Origin of the sequence: Sulfitobacter sp. SK011 (assembly GCF_003352065.1) — a bacterium.
GTDB lineage: Bacteria > Pseudomonadota > Alphaproteobacteria > Rhodobacterales > Rhodobacteraceae > Sulfitobacter.
Genome location: NZ_CP025803.1, coordinates 169,201 through 190,021, shown reverse-complemented (window position 1 = coordinate 190,021; position 20,821 = coordinate 169,201). Strand labels below are relative to the sequence as shown.

The following is a 20,821-nucleotide window of genomic DNA, read 5'->3' as shown; positions in this document are numbered from 1 at the left end:
CATTTTTCCGTTACAGTATGATACTATTCTTCTCAATCTTCGCTTAATCCTCGCTGAGAAGCAACGCGCGCCCGTTCCTTTGCGATGCGCCGCGCCCTTGCCGTAATGCAAACCAAGCTATCTTTTCGATCTGCCTTCCCGTAAATGCCACCACTTTGAATCCAGATGCCGCCACGATCAAACTTTAGCTTATGATAGATCGCCGTCCGCGACAGATTCAGCAAAGTTACAATTTCACCATTCTTCGTCCGTTCGACAGCCATAGCGTAGTCTTTCTTGAAGCGCATCGGACGTGTCGGCACAAAGGAACTTTTCCGCCGACCAGCCGGAAACGCCTCGAACGGCGCGGCAGGATGTTTCGGCAGCGTCCCTTTTTCAAAACCCCGCTGCTGACCGTCAAGATAACCCTGATCAAGACAGCGCATCAGCCGCGGCACATCACGCGGCTCCAACCCGCCACCTACCATATGCTGCAACAACCGATGCCGCTCTTGCCTGCGCAGCCGGTCCCACTGATCCTTGTGCAGACTTTCGGCAATGTGCTTATGCTGAAAGACAGCCCAGCTTGCCCCGATATCAAAGAGATCAAGGGGCACACGTGCTTTCGTGCGCATCGGATTGGCCGCAAACCCATGATGAACCTCGGCCATTGGCACAATCGCCGTTGTATGACCTGCGCTTGCCAACCTCATGTTGAGGTCCGTTTCATCCAAAAAATAGTGAAACGCAGGGTCGAACCCACCAAGCTCAATCAGGACACTTCGGCGAAAGGCCATATTCGTGCCTTCTGTCTTGATTGCGCGGCCCTTCGGGGGCTTTAGAATGCTGGCCTGCTGCATGTTCACATCCAGATCATGCGCCTCGCCCAGCGCGTCCAGACTGCGGGCCTTCCATTGGTACGATATCCCGTTGCGCCCCCGGACAAAGCCACTCATCGCCGCGACGTATGATTGCGCGCTGGGGGCTACCAGATAGCGCAGCCATTGTGGTTCCGGCACAGCGTCATCGTCAATAAACGCAACAACTTCTCCGGCCGCATGGACCAAACCCAGATTGCGCGCCGCAGAAATATTTGGCTCATCAAAGGACAGCACCTTCAGACCATCTGCAAAAGGCATATTCTGTGCTGCCCGAACCCCGTCAGGGTCCGCGACAACAACCACCTCAAACATCGAATACTGAAGCTGCGAGACACCCAAAAGGCAGCGCTGAAGTTCCTCCGGCCGACCCCGGCTGACGATAACAACGCTGACCGGCAATTGGGTCATTCAATGCCCATTTTTGCCATCATAGACTCTATTTTTGGCACATCTTCGGGGTTGTTCAGCTCCCAAAAAGCCCGGCCTCTGGCGTCAACTTCAACGCACAAGACCGAACGCCCACTTTCCATAAAGCGCAATTGCTCCAACCCCTCAAGCTGTTCCAGCGTTCCTGCGGGCCAGGTTGGATAGGCGGCCAGTGCATCCGTGCGATAGGCGTAAACACCAACATGATGGAAAACAGGCGTCATTTCAGTGTCTGCATAAGGCTTTGAGGTGAATGGCACGACTTCTTTTGAAAAATACATCGCACGATGATCCGAGGCAAAAACCGCAGTTGTCCCGCCCACACGATTCGCTTTGCGATCTGCCAAAAGACTGTTCAGCGTTGCCCCGTCACAGCGCAGAACCGGCGTTGCGATCTCTGCCTGCGGTGCGTCCCGCAACCCCTGAACCAAGCCCTCAACAAACCAGTGCGGCGTCAGCGGTGCGTCACCTTGCAGGTTCACGACAATCTCAAACCCACCACCCAGTACGGCATACGCTTCTGCACAACGTTCTGTCCCGTTCCCACAGGCAACTGAGGTCATGACCACCTCGGCACCAAATGCCTCTGCTGCTTCTTTGATCCGGTCATCATCTGTGGCAACCACCACCTTGTCCACACCCTGCACCTCGCACGCCGCGCGCCAAGATCGTTCAATCAAGCTGCGCGAGACGCCGCTGGCACCCTTTAGTGTTGCCAAGGGTTTGCCGGGATACCGACTTGATGCAAAGCGGGCGGGGATGACAATCAGAACAGACATCAGGCGGGCTTCAATGCGACGCCGGGGGCATGGGCGATAAAGAAGGGATTGGCAAAGTCACTCTTGCCGTAGGTCAATGGGGTCAGATCGTCGAACCGCACAACGGCACCACCGGCACCGGCCAGCACAGCATGCCCTGCGGCGGTATCCCATTCCATCGTCCGGCCCAGACGCGGATACAGATCTGCCTCTCCCGTCGCCACCAAACAGAACTTCAGTGACGATCCGGCACTCTTCATGTCCTGGACGTTGTAATTTGCGATGTAATCGTCTGTCGCCTGATCCCGGTGGGATTTTGACGCCACCACCATTAATGCATTATTGTCCGCATCAGAGACTGTTATTGGCGCGACACTGCCCACTTCATCCTTTGCAAAGGCCCCCGTTTCTTCGACCGATTGACCGTCTGCCTGCGTAAAGAACATGCGCGATTTGGCCGGTGCATAGACCACGCCCCGCGTTGGAACACCGCCTTCGACAAGCGCAATGTTCACGGTAAAATCGCCCCGGCGGTGAATAAACTCCTTGGTCCCGTCAAGTGGATCGACAATCAAAAATGTATCGCCCTGCGCCGTATGGGTTGCGGCCTGTTCTTCTGTCACCAGCATCACATCGGGAAATGCCACGCGCAGACCTGCAGAAATAATCGCATCGGCGGCCTCGTCGGCAGCGGTTACCGGACTATCGTCAGACTTGGCTTTGACGTCAAAATCGTCCTGACTATAGATCTCCATAATCCTGTCGCCCGCCTCAAGCGACAGCTTGCGCATCACCCTTACCAACTTGTCGTAATCCATCTGCTCGGGCCCCTTCGGCTTTCGTTGATTAGTACATCGTTTCCTCTTATGATGCCGAGCTAACGGAACAGCAAGAATTCCGTGCAAGCCTAGGGCATATGTGAAAGCAGCAGAACATGTTCCAATCCAGACGAAAGCCCACTGGCTCCTTTGCCTCGGCTGCGGCGATGGCCGAACTGATATACCACTCAGTTGTGCGCAGCGTGCGCAAACAGCACAACAATGCTTTTGTCGCCATCTTCATGAACATGATGCAAGCGGTCATGTTTGTGGGTGCCTTTTACATTATGTTCTCGGTGCTGGGCCTACGACGCTCTGCCGTCCGTGGCGACTTTCTGATCTATATCATGTCGGGGATTTTTCTCTACATGACCCATTCCAAGGCCGTTGGTGCGGTCTCCGGCTCGGAAGGGCCTGCCAGCCCGATGATGCAACACGCGCCGATGACCACCGTTATTGCCATTACCTCGGCTGCTATGGGCGCGCTTTATATTCAGGTGCTGTCATTGTGTGTGATTCTCGCGGCCTATCACGTGGCCTTTGCACCTCTCCAAATTGAACAACCTATTGCCGCTTTCGGCATGTTGTTGATCGCCTGGTTTACAGGCTGCGCGCTGGGCATGGTGCTTTTGGCACTAAAGCCATGGTTCCCGACATTCGTCGGCCTCTTTTCGACGATCTACCAGCGCGCCAATATGATTGCGTCTGGCAAAATGTTCCTGGCCAATACTTTGCCAAGCTTCATGCTGGCGATGTTTGACTGGAACCCGCTGTTTCACGCCATTGATCAGGCGCGCGGCTTTGCCTTCATCAATTACAATCCACGCTACAGCAATTGGGAATACCCCCTTTGGGTCGGATTGGTGTTGCTCATGATCGGGCTGATGGGCGAATTCTATACCCGCAAACATGCATCCATCAGCTGGAATGCCCGCCGATAGAGATCGCTCACTCGCTCCTGCTCATTTCACCCTTTTTCAAATACCGTCCAGACCCTCAGCCAGCGCTGCCATCCGTGTTGCACGCCTGCACGGTGCAAAATCACCCCTCTCACCTCTTTCAATGAATTGCCTCACTCCACCACGCGCAGCGTCAGGTTGATGCGCCCACCGCCGCGCAACAATGTTGATGACTGTGCCCTGATCCGGTCCACCCCATGATAGGTCAGGCGCGCATCGCCGCCCATCACAACCACGTCCCCTGACTGCAGCCAAACCGATTCCGTCTTGCCTCCGCGCGTCACATTTCCCATGCGAAACAAGCCCTCATCGCCCAAAGAGATCGACACGACTGGCCATCGAAAATCAGCCTCATCTTTGTCTTGATGCAAGCCCATCCGCGCATCTGCATCATAATAGTTGATCAGACAGCATTCCGGTCGCCGATCCAACCCGGTTAACGCATCCCACACTTCCATCACTTCGACTGGGATCGACGGCCAGGGTTTGCCATTGGGATGCGCGGTCACATACCGATAGCCGGTCATGTCCGAAAACCAGCCGTATTTACCCGCCGCCGACATCCTGACCGACATCTGCTTGCCATAAGGCGTATCGGGCCGGAACAGAGGGGCCGCCTGAACGACGTCGCGGATGGCTGACAGCAGCTGTGACTGGGCCGATTGGTCCAAGAACCCTTTGTGGATTTCAAAGCCTCTGACCCGCAAAACCGTCATAAATTTACCCTTCCTGTCACAATTTCGCAAAAATCATCTCAGATTCCCGGTTTCCTTGCCCTCGCAATGGTTGCAGGGTCCAATTCCGCTCCTTATATACCCTCCGAACCGCCGCGGGCCTAAGCCCAAAGCATCATCAGATCGGGACAATGGTGCCGCAACGGGCCTTTGTCTCGTGTCATCGCCTTGAACTCAAAAAGGGATCGAAAACATGGCCAAAGTAATTGGTATTGACCTCGGAACGACAAACAGCTGCATCGCCATTATGGACGGCAGCCAGCCTCGCGTGATTGAAAACGCAGAAGGCGCACGCACAACCCCCTCAATCGTCGCTTTTACGGATGATGAACGTCTTGTTGGTCAGCCTGCCAAACGGCAAGCCGTCACAAACCCGGACAACACGATTTTTGGCGTCAAACGACTGATTGGCCGCCGCAATGACGATGCGAACCTGGCCAAGGACAAGAAAAACCTGCCCTTCAACGTGATTGACGGCGGCAACGGTGACGCATGGGTCGAAGCCAAGGGTGAGAAATATTCCCCTTCACAGATCTCTGCCTTCATCCTCGGCAAGATGAAAGAAACCGCTGAATCCTACCTTGGCGAAGAAGTCACACAGGCCGTGATCACTGTCCCTGCCTATTTCAACGACGCCCAGCGTCAGGCCACCAAAGACGCCGGCAAAATTGCTGGCCTCGAAGTGCTGCGGATCATCAACGAACCAACAGCCGCCGCACTTGCCTATGGCCTCGACAAGGAAAACACACAGACAATCGCGGTCTATGACCTTGGTGGTGGTACATTCGACGTGACCATCCTTGAGATCGACGATGGCCTGTTCGAGGTTAAATCCACCAATGGCGATACCTTCCTGGGTGGTGAAGACTTTGACATGCGCATCGTCAACTACCTCGCGGATGAGTTCAAAAAGTCGAATGGCGTGGACCTGACCAAAGACAAGATGGCGCTCCAGCGCCTGAAAGAAGCCGCCGAGAAAGCCAAGATTGAACTTTCCTCGTCTTCACAGACCGAGATCAACCAGCCATTTATTTCTATGGGCAAAGATGGCTCACCACTGCACATGGTGATGAAGCTGACCCGCGCCAAGCTGGAAAGCCTTGTTGGTGACCTGATCAAAGCCTCGATGAAACCTTGTGCCGCCGCGTTGAAAGATGCTGGTCTGACCGCCAAGGACATCGACGAAGTCGTGCTTGTGGGCGGTATGACCCGGATGCCGAAAGTCGTTGAAGAAGTGACCAAGTTCTTTGGCAAAGAGCCTCATAAAGGTGTGAACCCGGACGAAGTTGTGGCCCTCGGTGCCGCGATTCAGGCTGGTGTTCTGCAAGGTGACGTCAAAGACGTTGTTCTGCTCGACGTCACACCATTGTCCTTGGGCATTGAAACTCTTGGCGGCGTGTTCACACGTCTGATCGACCGCAACACAACGATCCCCACCAAGAAGTCTCAGGTGTTTTCCACAGCCGAAGACAACCAGAACGCTGTGACAATCCGCTGTTTCCAGGGTGAACGCGAAATGGCCGCCGACAACAAGATCCTCGGTGCCTTTAACCTCGAAAACATCCCGCCTGCCCCACGTGGCATGCCGCAGATCGAAGTGACCTTTGACATCGACGCCAACGGCATCGTGTCCGTGGGTGCTTTGGACAAAGGCACAGGCAAGGAACAAAAGATCACGATCCAGGCCTCTGGTGGTTTGTCCGATGAGGACATCGAAAAGATGGTGAAAGACGCCGAAGAGAATGCGGAATCGGATAAAGAACGCCGCACGCTGATCGAGGCGCGCAACCAAGCGGAAAGCCTGATCCATTCGACTGAAAAGTCTGTGGAAGAGCATTCTGACAAGGTTGATCCAACCACCGTTGAAGCGATCGAACTGGCCATCGCCGCGCTGAAAGACGAACTGGAAAACGACAATGCCGACAAGATCAAATCCGGCATCCAGAACGTAACCGAAGCGGCAATGAAACTGGGCGAAGCGATCTACAAGGCCGCTCAGGAAGATGATGACGATGTCGCCACCGCTGCGGATGCCGCACATGGCGACGACGACATCGTCGATGCCGAATTCGAAGATCTGGACGACGACAAGCGCGCGTAAGCGTGTCCTAGGAACCCTTAGACTGGGCCGGTCCGTCAGGCGGGCCGGCCCATCTCGTTCCATAAGCAGGAGCTTATCCCATGGCAAAACGGTGTTATTACGAGGTGCTTGGCGTTGCCAAAGGGGCCTCTGCCGATGAAATCAAAAAAGGCTATCGCACCAAAGCGAAAGAGCTGCACCCGGACCGCAATGCCGACAATCCGAAAGCCGAGGCACAGTTTAAAGAAGCAAACGAGGCCTATGAGGTCTTGAAAAGCGCTGACAAAAAGGCCGCTTACGACCGTTATGGCCATGCGGCGTTTGAAGGCGGCATGGGCGGCGGCGGCCGGCCCGGCGGCGGCTTTGGCGGCGGTCAGGGTGATTTTTCCTCCGCATTCTCAGACGTATTTGATGACCTGTTTGGCGATTTCATGGGCGGGCGCGGTGGCGCTCAGGGGGGCGGACGACGTGCCGCTCGTGGCGCGGACCTGCGCTATAACCTGCGGATATCGCTCGAACATGCATTTGCTGGCCTGCAAAAATCCATCAACGTTCCAACCTCGATCCAATGTGATGGCTGCAACGGCTCTGGTGCCGAAGGCGGTGCAGAACCCACCACATGCCCCACCTGTTCGGGCATGGGCAAGGTCCGCGCACAGCAGGGTTTTTTCACCGTTGAACGCACCTGCCCAACCTGTTCGGGCATGGGCCAGATCGTCAAAAACCCTTGCAAGACCTGCCGCGGTGCAGGCCGGGTTGAAAAAGACCGCTCCCTGTCCGTAAACATTCCCGCCGGCGTCGAAACCGGGACCCGCATCCGTTTGGCCGGAGAAGGCGAAGCCGGCATGCGCGGTGGGCCATCCGGCGATCTCTACATCTTTATCGAGGTTGCCGATCACGAACTCTTTGAGCGCGACGGGGCCAACCTGTTTTGCCGCGTTCCAGTTTCCATGAGCACCGCAGCGCTTGGCGGCAACATCGAAGTTCCCACCATCGACGGGGGCCGTGGTCGCGTGCAGATTCCGTCAGGCAGCCAATCTGGCCGACAAATGCGCCTGCGCGGCAAAGGCATGCCACCACTCAGGGGCGGCGGCACCGGCGACATGATCATCGAACTTGCCGTCGAGACGCCGGTAAACCTGACCAGCCGTCAGAAAGAGTTGCTGAAAGAATTCGAGGGCGAAGCCCAAAACAACAACCCCGAAAGCAGCAGCTTCTTCTCAAGCGTCAAAACCTTCTGGGATTCGATGAAGGGCTGATCAGCGACACCCGTATTATCCGTCTCGACCGGGTTCATTTGGATTGCTGCAAAACAAGGCGATTTTGTTGCCCTGAGGGTCGCGAAGGTAGCCAACGTAAAAATGAGGTCCATATGACGCGCGAAAACTCGGCGGGCCTTCGTCAGATCCGCCTGCGGCAAGTGCTGCGGCGTGAAGGTCACGAACCTGGCTCTGACTCTGCGCCTCGAATGCGACCATAGACCCGTTCCCAGCCGAGGCGGCGCGCCCATCAAAGGTTGGTTTCACGTAGAAATCCGGCAAAACCGGCGACTGGCCCGGCACGACGGGCAGCGCATAACTCAAACCCTCAGGACCTTCCCTCAATCCGTAATCAAGCGCTGGCAGAAACGCAGAATAAAATCGCTTCGCGCGCGCGATGTCATCAGCACCGACCGTAACGTAGGCAATCATGCGGCGTGTTCCTTTCCAGACGTTTGGGTGTGACGACGGCTCCACCGGCTTAGGTTAGGCCGATACGCAAGTCGCCTCAATAACCGCTGGATGAAACACCAAAGTGCACGGCGCGCGCTGGCACAACCCAAATCACCCTGCAAAACCATTTCAGCCTACGCTGTTCGATTTTTAACCATTTCCTAACCATCCGTGCGCAGTCTCAAGGATATGGATAAAAGCACTTCGTCATTCGCCGAAAAACCGCTGCCCTTTCTGCTGGATGAGGCACCTGTCGCCCCACTCCCTTCTGGCAAACAACCCTCTTACCTGATCGACCATCGCCAACGCCTGCGCGCGCGGTTCATGCAGGGCGGGCCAGCGGCCATGCCGGATTACGAATTGCTCGAACTGGTGCTGTTCCGTGCGATCCCCCGGCGTGATGTCAAACCGCTCGCCCACGCCCTGATGGCCCGGTTCGGTGATTTCAACCGGGTGATCACCGCGCCCGAGGCGCGTCTGCGCGACATTTCCGGCGTGGGCGACGCCGTGATCATCGAATTCAAGATTGTTGAGGCATCGGCCCACCGAATGGCCCGGTCCCGTGTCCTTCAGCAACATGTCGTCTCCAGTTGGGATGCGCTGCTTGATTATTGTCACACCACCATGGCACACCGCGAAACAGAACAATTTCGGGTGCTGTATCTTAACCGCAAAAACGTGCTGATCGCGGATGAGGAACAGGCAAAAGGCACCGTCGATCATGTCCCAGTCTATCCGCGCGAGGTCGCCAAACGCGCGCTTGAACTCAACGCCAGCGCGCTCATTCTGGTGCACAATCACCCCTCGGGTGACCCCACGCCGTCCACATCAGACATTGAAATGACCAAGCAGGTTGCGGCCGCATGCGACGCGTTGGGGCTGGAACTACATGATCATCTGATCATCGGCACATCGCGTGAACTCAGCTTTCGGTCCGAAGGATATCTCTGACCCAAAGACGCAGAACCGACAAAATACCGACGCGCATTTCAGCGTACCCATACCTCGACCCGGCGGTTCACCTGACGACCCCAGTCGCTGTCATCACAAGCCATCGGCATCGCCTCGCCAAAGGCATCCACACCCAGATTGACCCGGTCCAGATTCGCCGTCACCGCCGCCGCACTGACCGCCCGCAGCACCGCTTCGGCCCGGCGCAGGGCGATGTCCCGGTTCGACTTGGCCGCCCCATCCCCGTCACTGAAACCAACGAATAAAAGCTGCCGGGCATCATAGGTGCCCTGCTCCAGCGCGCGGGCCAACTGCTGCACATTTGATCGCGATTGCGCATCCAGCCGGATGGACCCCGCCTCAAATCTGAACGACGTCGTCAAACGCGCCATCGGGCTAAGCGTCGCGGTCATGCGCTGCAGCTCCTCCAACGACGTCTCCGGCCCGGCAACGGTAATCGCATTGGCAAATCGGTTGCCTTGATCTTCGATGGCAATCTCTTCTGGGGTTTGATCAACAAAACCGGCCCGACGGATCACATTCTGCGCGTCAGGGCTTCGGGTGAAAGCAAGAAACTCGCGCGCGATTAGCGGCAGCCGCCGGGCCGGAAAATACATGAACATCGGCGCGGTCAGTGGATAATCCTCGGTCTTGATCGTCCGACGCGACGCATCAAGCGCAAAACCGCAGGTCCCGCCGAGCGTCAGCACCTGGGTATTGCTCCGTTCAGCATAGCTGGTGATTCCGAGGGCAAAGGTATCCTTGGCGACAGCTTCGGCCAGTTCAGATGGCAGGGCATGACGGATGATCGCATCGGTCAGATCCAATTTTGCGGGGGTCATGACCTGATCAACAATTGCCTGGTTAAGCCCGCTGGCATCGCTTGGCAGGTGCAGATCAATCGGCGCATCCGGGCCACCGAACGCCTGCCAATTGGTGATCTTTCCAGCAAATACCTGAGCCAGATCAAAGGGCGAAATGCGTTTGATCGGGTTAGAAAGGGACACGATCGGCACAACAGCGTCCAAAGACAGAACGCGACTGCGGTTCGCGCCTGTCAGATCTCCCATACCCGCCTCACGGGCATTAATCCGTTCTTCTTTGCGGATCTCACGCAAAGCCATGACGATGTCCGCCTCATCCGCCAACAGATCGGCGAAACCCTCATCTGTATTCGTCGCGCGAAAACCGAACCGGGCGGCAAGTTTGCCGGTGTCGAGCCGGGTCAGCAGATAGGCAAACCGCGTAAGGTCAGCCTCTTCCCGGGTCACGCTGTACCCATTGCGCTGGGCAAAGGCGTCAATCAGGGCCGGCATGAGGACCGCGCCCATGCTGGCAGAACCAGACATCTGGATTTCCGCGACAAAGTCCTGAAGGTTGGGACAACCCGGTCCCGCACAGGACACACCGGATCCATCAACCGTTAACTCACCGTAATCTGTCGACAGCCTGTAAAATTCACCATCAAAACCCAACAAGGTCCCGCTCAACTCCACCTTGCCGTCACGCGAAGTCAGCGAGACGTCTTGCGCAAAAAGCGGCAGGCCGAAAAATAGAAAAAGTGCAGCGAAAACCGCCGCACGTTTTACGATGATCATAGGACCTCAAGTGTTGCGTTAGTTACGCGCGACTTTCAGGTCTTGGAGCAGATTATTCAACACCAGAAAGTTGCCAATCGCATCGCAATCAGGAACGGACAGTGTCAGGTTCTGCGTTTTCATCCGCCCACCGGCACTGACTTCCAACGATTGCGCCTCAATTTCCTGGCCGCAATTCATTGCATTGACCTCTGTCTCGACACTCAGCACGATCTCGCCGCCCTGTGATGCCGCTAGTTTGGGAAAGCTGTAGACCTCGGCAAAAAGAGCGTCCGGCACGTCGCTGTTGCCCAGTTCAACGATCATACCACTTCTTCCGGTCACCGCATCGGCCAAGTCACCGGGTGCGTCTGCCCAAATATGTCCGTTTGAGCCATAATCAGCCCCAAATTCACGGGCATGTATCTGAAAACCGGTTTGGCCCCGCCACTGCAGCACAACCCGGTCAAAATCTTCAAGTTCTTCAACTTTAGTTTGTGCGACAGCGCCCTCTCCATTTGAAAAGGCGATAATGAAAACTGCCTCTTCTGCCAGCGCAGGCACTGTGATGTCCAATGTGCCGGTGTCAGAAGTTGTTTCCGTAAAAATCATTCCGTTGTGATGAACTGTCATGCGTTCATCTGGCAGGCAAGATGCGTTCAGGCTCAAGTTCACCATGGCTGCTGCAACTGCGCGCGCTTGTGCTGTGACAGCGCAGGCAGTGCTGACAGAAGGTTCTGGTACATTGGGTTCTGCCAGCTTGGGCGCGGAACCTGTGGTGACCTGACTGTCTGCCGCCGGCACGATCACGTTTGTTTCAAACTCTGCTGAGGTCAATTCGATCTCTTGGACATCCAGCAATGCGTCATTGGGATCAACCGCATCAGCCTCTGCAACCGCCGGGCTCGACCCCTCAATTGCCTTCTCACTGTTTCCGTACCGACTTTGCGCGGCATCCGAACTTTGCATGACAAAGCCAATGCCAATAGCACATCCCAGCGTCCCTACAACGGTCAGCATTTCTTTAATATGCCGCATTTGCCCATCCCCTCCACGGAATCGTTCGTGTAAAGGTATCGCGCAAAATCAGGGCCGGGTTATGGCCCTGAAAAGGGGAGTTTGAGGCAAAAAGAAGGCAAAAGCCACTTTCAGACCTTAGGCAAGGCGCCCGTGACAGTGCTTGAATTTCTTTCCGGACCCGCAGGGGCAGGCATCATTCCGGCCCGGATTACCCCATGTTGCGGGGTCACCTTCGTCAAATCCTTCGACCAGCGGTTCAGCACCTGCCTGATCAGGCGCGGCTTCATTTGCATCCGCCTGCATCGCCGATTGACGCGCCATCATTTCCTCAATCATTGCGCGCTGCTCTTCTGGGGACATCGGTTGGACCTGCCCCAATTTTTGGGTCACATCCTGCCGCAAACTGTCGAGCATGCTTTCAAACAGCTGAAAGGACTCGTTCTTATACTCGTTGAGCGGATCACGCTGTGCGTACCCACGGAACCCAACGACAGATCGCAGATGTTCCAGCGTCATCAAGTGATCACGCCATTTGCCATCGATGGATTGCAGCAACAGCTGCTTTTCGATGTTGCGCATGTTTTCGTCGCCAAACGCCTGGGCCTTGTCCGTCATCATCTTGTCGGTCGCCTCAATCAAGCGTTCGCGGATAACCTCATCATCCACACCTTCTTCTTCACACCATGCAATCACCGGCAGGTCCATGTTCAACTGCTCAATCACCGCAGCATAGAACCCTTGGGTGTCCCATTGATCAGCATATGTCTTGGGCGGCATATAGGTGTCTATCAGGTCATCAATGACCTGATGACGCATGTCCGTCACAATCTCGTTCAGGTCCTGCGCTTCCATAATGTCGCGGCGCTGACCAAAGATGACTTTGCGCTGTTCATTCATCACGTCATCGAATTTCAACAGCTGTTTACGAATGTCAAAGTTGCGGCCTTCGACCTTGGCCTGCGCGCGCTCAAGCGATTTGTTGACCCATGGGTGAATGATCGCTTCGCCCTCTTTCAGGCCAAGCGTGGTCAACACTTTTTCCAGACGTTCAGAACCAAAGATGCGCATCAGATCATCTTCGAGCGACAGAAAGAACGAGGTGCGCCCCGGATCACCCTGACGGCCAGAGCGGCCACGCAGCTGGTTATCGATGCGGCGGCTTTCGTGGCGTTCTGACGCAAGAACATAAAGACCACCAGCCTCTATCACCTTCTTCTTTTCGTCGGCATGTTCGGCTTCGATCCTGCTGCGCACGGCGACCGGATCGGCATCCGGGTCCGCATCAAGCGCTTCAAGCACCTTCAGCTCGACGTTGCCGCCCAGCTGAATATCGGTGCCGCGACCGGCCATGTTCGTGGCAATGGTTACCGCAGAATACTTACCGGCATCGGCGATGATCTGGGCTTCCTGCTCGTGCTGCCGCGCGTTCAGAACATTGTGCTCAATCCCGGCGGCTGTCAGCATCGTGCTCAATTGTTCAGATTTTTCGATCGAGGTCGTACCGACAAGACAAGGTTGTCCTTTGGCATTCGCCACTTTGACCTTTTCAATCATCGCCTCATATTTTTCGCGGACTGTGCGGTAAACCGCATCGTCTTCGTCCACACGGGCAACCGGCACGTTTGTCGGCACTTCGACCACGCCCAATCCGTAAATCTCGGCAAATTCATCAGCTTCGGTCAGGGCTGTGCCCGTCATGCCAGCCAGTTTTTCATAAAGCCGGAAGTAATTCTGGAACGTCACAGAAGCCAACGTCACGTTTTCAGGTTTGATATCGACGCCTTCCTTGGCTTCGATCGCCTGATGCAAACCGTCAGACAGACGACGGCCCTGCATCATCCGCCCGGTGAATTCATCAATCAGCATCACCTCGCCGTCGCGCACGATATAATCTTTGTCACGTTGAAACAGCTTATGCGCGCGCAGGCCCTGGTTGACGTGATGCACCACTGTGGTGCTTTCAGGGTCATATAACGTTGCATCTTCTTCGAGCAGACCATGGGCACGAAGCTGCGCCTCAAGAAACTCATTCCCGTCATCGGTAAATGTTACGTTGCGGGTTTTCTCATCCAATTCGAAATGCGCGTCTTCCAAGGACGGGATCAACTTGTCGACGATCTGGTACATCTCTGAACGGTCCTGCGACGGACCGGAAATGATAAGCGGCGTCCGCGCCTCGTCAATCAGGATACTATCCACCTCATCGACGATCGCATAATGATGCTCTTTTTGAAAAATGTCGGCCAGGTTCGATTTCATATTATCGCGCAGGTAATCAAAGCCGAGTTCGTTGTTGGTGGCGTAAGTGACGTCACATGCATAGGCCGCACGTTTTTCATCCTCAGGCATATTCGACACAGCGGCACCCGTGGTCAGGCCAAGTGCGCCAAATACCTTGCCCATCCAATCTGCGTCACGCTTCACCAGATATTCGTTGACCGTCACGATATGTACGCCCTTGCCCGTCAGCGCGTTCAGATACGCGGCAAGTGACGCCGTCAGTGTTTTACCTTCACCAGTCTTCTGCTCTGAGATATTGCCCTGATGCAGAAAAATCGCAGCAAGCAGCTGCGTATCAAACGCACGCAAGCCCAATGTACGGCGGGCAGCCTCGCGGCAATTGGCAAACGCTTCAGGCAACAGGTCATCAAGGCTCTCGCCATCCAACGCACGCTTGCGGAATTCCTCAGTCTTTTCTATCAGACCTTCATCGCTCAGCTTTTCAAACTCTGGCTCAAGCGCGTTGATCTTTTCGACCAGCGGGCGCGTCGCCTTGATTTTGCGGTCATTGGGTGTGCCAAAGACCTTTTTGGCGATTGTTCCGATACCCAGCATGTAATCTCCAGCCGAAGTTGTGATGTTTGCGCCGATCTGCTTGCTCAGACCTTCATCAGCCCATAGATAGTCGGGTGAATAAAGCACACGAGCGGCACCCATAGGGCGATTTAAGGGCCGCACCAAACACTGTCAATGTAGCAGCCCCCTTCACGGGGAAACGATAGGACATTCCATGCATAAAACCCGCACTTTTCTGGCATCTGTGGCAATGGCAGCCGTTTTTGCCCTTCCTGCAACAGCACAGGACGAGACAACGTTTGACACTGTTGTCGCCACCGTGAACGGCAAGAATATCACCGTTGGTCATATGATCGTTGCGCGCGCCACTCTGCCTGAGCAGTATCAGCAACTGCCGGATGAGGTCTTGTTTTCCGGCATCCTCGACCAATTGATCCAGCAAACGGCGCTGGCCGACACCTTTAGCGGCGAATTGCCTGCCCGTGCCAGACTGTCACTTGAAAATGAAACCCGATCGCTCACCGCAGCCGAAGTGATCGAAAGTGTGATGTCTCAGCCGATAACAGAAGAAGCCATTCAAGCGGCCTATGACGAACAATACGCCGATGCTGATCTGGGCGAGGAATTCAATGCGTCACATATTCTGGTCGAAACAGAAGAAGAGGCGAAAGCCATTGTTGAAGAGTTGAGCGGTGGGGCTGACTTTGCCGAACTGGCAAAGGAAAAATCAACCGGTCCATCAGGCCCCAGCGGCGGGTCATTGGGATGGTTTGGTGCCGGTATGATGGTTCCGGAATTTGAAACTGCGGTTGCCGGCATGGAAGCGGGCAGTGTTTCAGACCCGGTGAAAACACAATTTGGCTGGCATGTGATCAAGCTGAACGAAAAACGTATCACCGAGGCACCCATGTTGGACTCCGTGCGCGAGGAACTGGATTTGCAAGTCCGACAGACCCTTGTTCAGGCTGAGATCGAAAAGGTAACAGCCGCGGCAGACGTCAACAAAGACGCGGCCGCAACGATTGATCCGGCAGTCACCAAGAACGTTGAGTGGCTGGAATAGAGCATGGGTAAGATTACTGCTGTATCGCCACTGGCCCCGGCAAAATTCCCCGACCTGCCGATTATTGACGGTGTGCAATTTGCCACCTGTGCTGCAGGCGTCCGGTATCAGGGTCGCACTGACGTCATGTTGGCCCAACTGGCCCCCGGAACAGCAATTGCCGGGGCATTTACCCGGTCCGCAACACGCGCGGCACCTGTTCTGGACTGTCAGGCAAAAATCGGTGGCGCATCTGATCAAGGTGCGGCGATTTTGGTCAACTCGGGCAACGCGAATGCCTTTACCGGGCGCGGTGGCGTAACTGCGGTCGAGGCGATCACCACGGCGGTTGCGGCTGCCTGTGGCGTTCCGCAATCGCGGGTCTTTACCTCATCAACCGGGGTGATCGGTGAACCCTTGCCCCATGATCGCATTACCTCGGTCTTGGGTGATCTGACCAAACTGCTTGACGCAGGCGGCATTGCGGCAGCCGCCAAGGCCATCATGACAACCGATACCTTCCCCAAAGGGGCGACTGCCGAGGTCATGATCAACGACAAACCCGTAAAGATCGCGGGTATTGCCAAGGGGTCCGGGATGATCGCGCCGGATATGGCGACGATGCTGGTCTATATTTTTACCGACGCGTTGGTCGATCAATCGGCGCTGCAAGCCATGGTGTCGGAGCATACCGACAAGACATTTAACTGCATTACCGTTGATAGCGATACCTCCACCTCGGACAGCTTGATCATGGCCGCGACGGGCGCGTCTGGTGTTGACGCCACAAACAGCGATGTATTCAAAACCGCGCTTTTTGATCTGATGCTCGACCTTGCGCATCAGGTTGTGCAGGACGGTGAGGGGGCAACAAAGTTTGTAGAGATTTCTGTGACCGGTGCTGCAAATGATGCCGATGCCAAGGTCCATGCAATGGCGATTGCCAATTCACCATTGATCAAGACGGCGATCGCAGGGCAGGATCCGAACTGGGGCAGGGTGGTGATGGCCATCGGTAAATCAGGTGCCGCCGCAGATCGGGATCTTTTGTCAATTCGGTTCGGCGATGTTGAAGTCGCCAAGGACGGCTGGCGCAGCCCGGATTATTCGGAAGAGGCCGCAGCGGAACATATGAAGGGTCAGAACATCGTGATTGGCGTCAGCCTTGGTTTGGGAACCGGTGCCGCAACCGTCTGGACCTGTGATTTGACCCATGGATACATTGAGATCAACGCCGATTACCGATCATGATGCAGGTCCTGTTGGGATGAAAGTTGTGCTGGTATCTGCCGTTGCTCTGATCGATGTCGACGGCCGAGTGCTGTTGGCACAGCGCCCTGCGGGCAAATCGATGGCGGGTCTTTGGGAATTCCCCGGCGGCAAGGTTGAGCAGGGCGAGACCCCGGAAGTCGCGTTGATCCGGGAACTGGAAGAAGAGTTGGGCATCAACACCTGGGCCTCCTGTTTGGCCCCGCTGACGTTTGCCAGCCACTCGTATGATGAGTTTCATTTGCTGATGCCGCTGTTCGCCTGCCGCAAATGGGAAGGGACACCAACGTCCCGCGAGGCGCAGGCGCTCAAATGGGTGCGGGTCAATGACATGAGGAATTACCCCATGCCCGCAGCCGATTTACCCCTTATTCCCATTCTCAGAGACTGGTTATGATGCCTTTTTTGGCAATCCGGGCAAATTTTCGCTCGCATTATCCGCTTTTTTGAAACAATCTTGTAGTAATCACGCCATTGTTGTCTAGAATAGGTTAACTTTCTGGGGGGGAAGTCGGATGCTACGTACAATAATAATCGGAAGCTGCGTTTACGTTCAGGGCATTTTTGTCAAAGATATGCCTGATGGACGGATCGCAGTGAAGGTTGACGACACTGTTTTTTCCGGAATGCCGGTTCTCAGCAAATCCTGAAACGAAAAAAGGGCCGCGTCACCGCAGCCCCTTTTTGGATACCTTGTCTCACCTAACTCAGCTCAGCGTACGGGTGACTTCCTCGCGTTCGAAAATCTCGATGACATCGCCTGGGCGGACATCATCGTAGTTCTCAAACGCCATGCCACATTCCTGACCTGACTGTACTTCCGGCACTTCGTCTTTAAAGCGCTTGAGTGTCTTCAGCGTGCCTTCATGGATCACAACGTTGTCGCGCAACAGGCGCACACCAGCCGACCGGCGTGCGATACCTTCGGTGACGAGACAGCCCGCGACCTTGCCAACACCCGTGACCTTAAAGACCTCTTTGATATTCGCATATCCGATAAAGTTCTCTTTGATCTCGTTGCTGAGCAAGCCGGACGCCGCCGATTTCACATCGTCCACAAGATCATAGATCACCGAATAATATCGGATCTCGACGCCTTTTTGGTTCGCGGTGTTGCGCGCTGATGCATTGGCGCGGACGTTAAAGCCCATGATCGGCGCGCCTGATGCCTCAGCCAGGCCGACATCGGTTTCCGTAATCGCACCGACGCCGGAATGCAGCACGCGCACGCGCACTTCGTCATTGCCGATCTTTTCCATCGCCTGAACAATCGCTTCGGCCGAACCCTGCACATCGGCTTTCACCAAAATCGGCAGTTCGCTGACGTCTTCGTCGGCTTTGGCGTTCGCCATCAACTGTTCCAGCGTTGTCGCCGCACCAGCCGCAGCGCGTTTGTCTTTTGCAGCTTTCTCGCGATAGGTGGCAATCTCACGCGCCTGCGCTTCGGTTTCTGTCACGTTCAGCACATCACCCGCTTCGGGTGTGCCGTTCAGGCCAAGGACCTCAACGGGAACCGATGGCCCAGCCTCTTTGACACGCTCACCCTGGTCGTTGATCAGGGCACGAACTTTACCGTACTGTTCGCCGACAACAAAAATGTCGCCTTGGCGCAGCGTGCCATTCTGGATCAGAACAGTTGCAACAGGGCCGCGGCCCACGTCAAGCTGAGCCTCAATCACGGCACCGACAGCGGCGCGATTTGGATTGGCCTTCAGCTCAAGGATTTCAGACTGCAATGCGATGGCCTCAAGCAACTCGTCCAGGCCTTGCCCGGTGGTTGCCGAAACCTCAACGTCCTGCACTTCACCAGACATCTTTTCGACGATAACTTCGTGCTGCAAAAGATCAGTGCGCACTTTGTCAGGGTTGGCTGCCGGCTTGTCGATCTTGTTGATCGCAACAATCATCGGCACCTTGGCCGCTTTTGCGTGTGCAATCGCCTCAATCGTTTGCGGCATGACGGCGTCATCAGCAGCAACAACCAAGACGACAATATCAGTGACTTGAGCACCACGTGATCGCATCGACGTAAACGCCGCGTGACCCGGTGTATCAAGGAACGACAGCACTTGGCCGCTGTCGGTCGTGACCTGATAGGCACCGATATGCTGGGTGATCCCGCCGGCCTCGCCCGCCACAACCTTGGCATTGCGAATGGCGTCGAGCAAAGATGTTTTGCCGTGGTCGACGTGGCCCATGATCGTGATGACCGGTGGACGATCCACAAGGTCTTTGGGATCATCCTCTGCCAGTTTGATCACATCTTCGACGTCAGCATCTGAAACGCGGACAACTTTGTGTCCAAATTCCTCGATAATCAGTTCGGCGGTATCCGCATCAATCGTTTCATTCTGCGTCACCATCAAACCGTTGTTCATCAACGCCTTGACGACTGCACCGGTTTTCTCGGCCATGCGAGAGGCCAGCTCTGACACAACGATGGCAGGGGGCAAGTTCACGTTGCGCACGATCTTTTCGCGCTCAACGTTGCCACCCATGGCTTTCTGACGCGCACGTTCCTGCTTGCGCTTCATCTGCGCCATCGAACGATGGCGACTGCCCTCGCCACCAGAAAGCGCCTGATTCAACGTCAGCTTGCCAGAGCGACGGTTGTCTTCGCCCTGCTTATTCCGTTTGTCCGTCTCCTCGCGGTCACGATCCGTCTTGCGGACAGTGGGGCCGGGGGCGGGTTTGTTTGGTGCAGGCCGGGCGGCTGCAGGCTCGGAGGGGGCAGCAGCAGCTTTGGCCACGGCCTCTGCTTCACGCTTTGCGCGCTCTTCTTCGTCTGCCTTCGCCTTGAGGCTCTCTTCGCGTTCGCGATCTTCGGCCTCTTTGGCCTCAATCTCGGCACGGCGGCGTTCGCGGTCTTCTGCGCGCGCCTTTTCTTCAGCCTCACGTGCGGCTGCTTCTTCAGACTCGCGTGCCTTCGCGGCCTGAACTGCCTTCAGGCGACGGTCCATTTCGGCATCAGTAATGCCTGCCGGGCGTTTCGTAGGATCGCTGACCGGTCCGGCACCAGGGCCAGATGGCTTTTGCCCGCCCGGTTTTGGCACCACAACGCGCTTGCGCTTGGTTTCGACCACAACGTTCTTGGTCCGGCCATGGCTAAAGCTCTGCTTTACGTTGCTTGGACGCGAACCGCCCAGACCCAATGTTTTTCTACCGTCACTATCGCTCATTACGATTGTCTATCCTTTCGACTGGCCCTTGCCAGCCTCGATTACGCGCACGCCTTTAAGTCTTCCGGCTTCCTCTACAACACGTTGCGTGAGTCCACCAGAGGCGAGCGCCCCATGTATCACAGTTTGGCGACCGAATGCCAAACCCAATTCATCCGCCGTCAGCCAACCAATGTAATGGCCATAATGCGGCGTACTTAGTTTCGATTTGCCGCGTCCAGAACCATCAACGGCCTGCACCAGAACCTCGGCCTCTTCCATTTGCAGCCAGCCTTTAACCTTCTCATAGCCAGCAACCGCTTTTCCCGCCTTGCGCTGCAGCGAGATCAGGTCGACCACACGGCGCGCAAGTTGCTTTTCAACCTCGTCCGCCAAACCCTCCGGGACTTTCACCGGTCGTTTGGCAGCCCGTGAGAACAGGTTTTTCTGAACAGCCAATTCAATCGCCGTTCGGTCCGCCGCAACGTAAATGCCCCGCCCAGGTAGCTTACCAAGTATGTCAGGCACAACCTGATCATCAGGACCCACAACAAAACGCACCAACCCATGTTTTGGTTGCACGTCACCCGTGGCAATGCACTTGCGATCAGGACCGTCATCTCGGTCTTTTGGAACGCCACCGCGACCCATCAGGTTCTTC

The 20,821-nt window shown here is 55.8% G+C and carries 17 protein-coding genes; 7 read left to right on the top strand and 10 right to left on the bottom strand.

The window, feature by feature from the left end:
• Positions 1-32 precede the first annotated feature (32 nt).
• Genes C1J02_RS00840 through cysQ form a run of 3 tightly spaced genes read right to left on the bottom strand, consistent with a single transcriptional unit; the run spans position 33 to position 2,862 of the window.
• Entirely contained in the window at positions 33-1,268 is a 1,236-nt protein-coding gene (locus C1J02_RS00840) for a glycosyltransferase family 2 protein (RefSeq protein WP_114876720.1), read from the bottom strand.
• A complete protein-coding gene (locus tag C1J02_RS00835) occupies positions 1,265-2,065 on the bottom strand; it encodes a manno-octulosonate cytidylyltransferase (protein WP_114876719.1) in 801 nt (266 codons plus the stop codon). The genes C1J02_RS00840 and C1J02_RS00835 overlap by 4 nt, the downstream gene beginning before the upstream one ends.
• Entirely contained in the window at positions 2,065-2,862 is a 798-nt protein-coding gene (cysQ, locus tag C1J02_RS00830) for a 3'(2'),5'-bisphosphate nucleotidase CysQ (RefSeq protein WP_114876718.1), read from the bottom strand. The genes C1J02_RS00835 and cysQ overlap by 1 nt, the downstream gene beginning before the upstream one ends.
• A gap of 116 nt (positions 2,863-2,978) precedes the next feature.
• Between cysQ and C1J02_RS00825 the strand changes: the two genes are divergently transcribed.
• Complete coding sequence (locus tag C1J02_RS00825) at positions 2,979-3,803, top strand: ABC transporter permease (protein WP_114876717.1); 825 nt, start codon at positions 2,979-2,981, stop codon at positions 3,801-3,803.
• Between the two features lie 131 nt (positions 3,804-3,934).
• Here the strand turns inward: C1J02_RS00825 and C1J02_RS00820 are convergent, their stop codons facing one another.
• Positions 3,935-4,537, bottom strand: a complete 603-nt coding sequence (locus C1J02_RS00820; protein ID WP_114876716.1) for an alpha-ketoglutarate-dependent dioxygenase AlkB — start codon at positions 4,535-4,537, stop codon at positions 3,935-3,937.
• A gap of 211 nt (positions 4,538-4,748) precedes the next feature.
• Here C1J02_RS00820 and dnaK point away from each other — a divergent pair, with 211 nt between their 5' ends.
• Positions 4,749-6,656, top strand: coding sequence for a molecular chaperone DnaK (dnaK, locus tag C1J02_RS00815; protein WP_114876715.1), 1,908 nt, complete (start codon positions 4,749-4,751; stop codon positions 6,654-6,656).
• Between the two features lie 80 nt (positions 6,657-6,736).
• Entirely contained in the window at positions 6,737-7,894 is a 1,158-nt protein-coding gene (dnaJ, locus tag C1J02_RS00810; RefSeq protein ID WP_114876714.1) for a molecular chaperone DnaJ, read from the top strand.
• Positions 7,895-7,909: 15 nt separating this feature from the next.
• Here dnaJ and C1J02_RS00805 read toward each other — a convergent pair whose 3' ends face one another.
• Positions 7,910-8,326: a VOC family protein gene (locus C1J02_RS00805; RefSeq protein WP_114876713.1), complete on the bottom strand. Its 417-nt coding sequence runs from the start codon at positions 8,324-8,326 to the stop codon at positions 7,910-7,912.
• 210 nt (positions 8,327-8,536) lie between these two features.
• On the opposite strand from C1J02_RS00805, the gene radC reads away from it, so the two are divergent.
• The gene (radC, locus tag C1J02_RS00800) at positions 8,537-9,298 is read left to right on the top strand and encodes a DNA repair protein RadC (RefSeq protein WP_114876712.1); all 762 of its coding nucleotides are present in this window, start codon (positions 8,537-8,539) and stop codon (positions 9,296-9,298) included.
• 38 nt (positions 9,299-9,336) lie between these two features.
• Here the strand turns inward: radC and C1J02_RS00795 are convergent, their stop codons facing one another.
• The 3 genes from C1J02_RS00795 to secA all read right to left on the bottom strand — a co-directional run bounded on the left by C1J02_RS00795 (position 9,337) and on the right by secA (position 14,730).
• On the bottom strand, positions 9,337-10,896 hold the full coding sequence (locus tag C1J02_RS00795; protein ID WP_114876711.1) for a phosphate ABC transporter substrate-binding/OmpA family protein: 1,560 nt from the start codon (positions 10,894-10,896) through the stop codon (positions 9,337-9,339).
• Between the two features lie 18 nt (positions 10,897-10,914).
• Positions 10,915-11,913 carry a hypothetical protein gene (locus C1J02_RS00790; protein WP_114876710.1) on the bottom strand — a complete coding sequence of 333 codons (999 nt, stop codon included), beginning with the start codon at positions 11,911-11,913 and terminating at the stop codon, positions 10,915-10,917.
• Positions 11,914-12,030: 117 nt separating this feature from the next.
• A complete protein-coding gene (gene secA / locus C1J02_RS00785; RefSeq protein WP_114880287.1) occupies positions 12,031-14,730 on the bottom strand; it encodes a preprotein translocase subunit SecA in 2,700 nt (899 codons plus the stop codon).
• A 175-nt stretch (positions 14,731-14,905) separates the two neighbouring features.
• Between secA and C1J02_RS00780 the strand changes: the two genes are divergently transcribed.
• From C1J02_RS00780 to C1J02_RS00770, 3 genes are read left to right on the top strand one after another with little or no spacing between them, the layout of a single operon-like run.
• A complete protein-coding gene (locus C1J02_RS00780; protein WP_114876709.1) occupies positions 14,906-15,754 on the top strand; it encodes a peptidylprolyl isomerase in 849 nt (282 codons plus the stop codon).
• A gap of 3 nt (positions 15,755-15,757) precedes the next feature.
• The gene (argJ, locus tag C1J02_RS00775) at positions 15,758-16,984 is read left to right on the top strand and encodes a bifunctional glutamate N-acetyltransferase/amino-acid acetyltransferase ArgJ (RefSeq protein ID WP_114876708.1); all 1,227 of its coding nucleotides are present in this window, start codon (positions 15,758-15,760) and stop codon (positions 16,982-16,984) included.
• 16 nt (positions 16,985-17,000) lie between these two features.
• Entirely contained in the window at positions 17,001-17,399 is a 399-nt protein-coding gene (locus tag C1J02_RS00770; protein WP_114880286.1) for a (deoxy)nucleoside triphosphate pyrophosphohydrolase, read from the top strand.
• Between the two features lie 310 nt (positions 17,400-17,709).
• Here the strand turns inward: C1J02_RS00770 and infB are convergent, their stop codons facing one another.
• Positions 17,710-20,181, bottom strand: coding sequence for a translation initiation factor IF-2 (infB, locus tag C1J02_RS00765; RefSeq protein WP_114876707.1), 2,472 nt, complete (start codon positions 20,179-20,181; stop codon positions 17,710-17,712).
• Positions 20,182-20,190: 9 nt separating this feature from the next.
• Complete coding sequence (locus C1J02_RS00760) at positions 20,191-20,811, bottom strand: RNA-binding protein (protein ID WP_114876706.1); 621 nt, start codon at positions 20,809-20,811, stop codon at positions 20,191-20,193.
• Between the last annotated feature and the right edge of the window lie 10 nt (positions 20,812-20,821).

Bases quoted from the DNA above. Each gene is read 5' to 3' on its own strand.
- C1J02_RS00840 (WP_114876720.1), bottom strand. From the start codon at position 1,268: ATGACCCAATTGCCGGTCAGCGTTGTTATCGTCAGCCGGGGTCGGCCG.
- C1J02_RS00835 (WP_114876719.1), bottom strand. From the start codon at position 2,065: ATGTCTGTTCTGATTGTCATCCCCGCCCGCTTTGCATCAAGTCGGTAT.
- cysQ (WP_114876718.1), bottom strand. From the start codon at position 2,862: ATGGATTACGACAAGTTGGTAAGGGTGATGCGCAAGCTGTCGCTTGAG.
- C1J02_RS00825 (WP_114876717.1), top strand. From the start codon at position 2,979: ATGTTCCAATCCAGACGAAAGCCCACTGGCTCCTTTGCCTCGGCTGCG.
- C1J02_RS00820 (WP_114876716.1), bottom strand. From the start codon at position 4,537: ATGACGGTTTTGCGGGTCAGAGGCTTTGAAATCCACAAAGGGTTCTTG.
- dnaK (WP_114876715.1), top strand. From the start codon at position 4,749: ATGGCCAAAGTAATTGGTATTGACCTCGGAACGACAAACAGCTGCATC.
- dnaJ (WP_114876714.1), top strand. From the start codon at position 6,737: ATGGCAAAACGGTGTTATTACGAGGTGCTTGGCGTTGCCAAAGGGGCC.
- C1J02_RS00805 (WP_114876713.1), bottom strand. From the start codon at position 8,326: ATGATTGCCTACGTTACGGTCGGTGCTGATGACATCGCGCGCGCGAAG.
- radC (WP_114876712.1), top strand. From the start codon at position 8,537: ATGGATAAAAGCACTTCGTCATTCGCCGAAAAACCGCTGCCCTTTCTG.
- C1J02_RS00795 (WP_114876711.1), bottom strand. From the start codon at position 10,896: ATGATCATCGTAAAACGTGCGGCGGTTTTCGCTGCACTTTTTCTATTT.
- C1J02_RS00790 (WP_114876710.1), bottom strand. From the start codon at position 11,913: ATGCGGCATATTAAAGAAATGCTGACCGTTGTAGGGACGCTGGGATGT.
- secA (WP_114880287.1), bottom strand. From the start codon at position 14,730: ATGCTGGGTATCGGAACAATCGCCAAAAAGGTCTTTGGCACACCCAAT.
- C1J02_RS00780 (WP_114876709.1), top strand. From the start codon at position 14,906: ATGCATAAAACCCGCACTTTTCTGGCATCTGTGGCAATGGCAGCCGTT.
- argJ (WP_114876708.1), top strand. From the start codon at position 15,758: ATGGGTAAGATTACTGCTGTATCGCCACTGGCCCCGGCAAAATTCCCC.
- C1J02_RS00770 (WP_114880286.1), top strand. From the start codon at position 17,001: ATGAAAGTTGTGCTGGTATCTGCCGTTGCTCTGATCGATGTCGACGGC.
- infB (WP_114876707.1), bottom strand. From the start codon at position 20,181: ATGAGCGATAGTGACGGTAGAAAAACATTGGGTCTGGGCGGTTCGCGT.
- C1J02_RS00760 (WP_114876706.1), bottom strand. From the start codon at position 20,811: ATGGGTCGCGGTGGCGTTCCAAAAGACCGAGATGACGGTCCTGATCGC.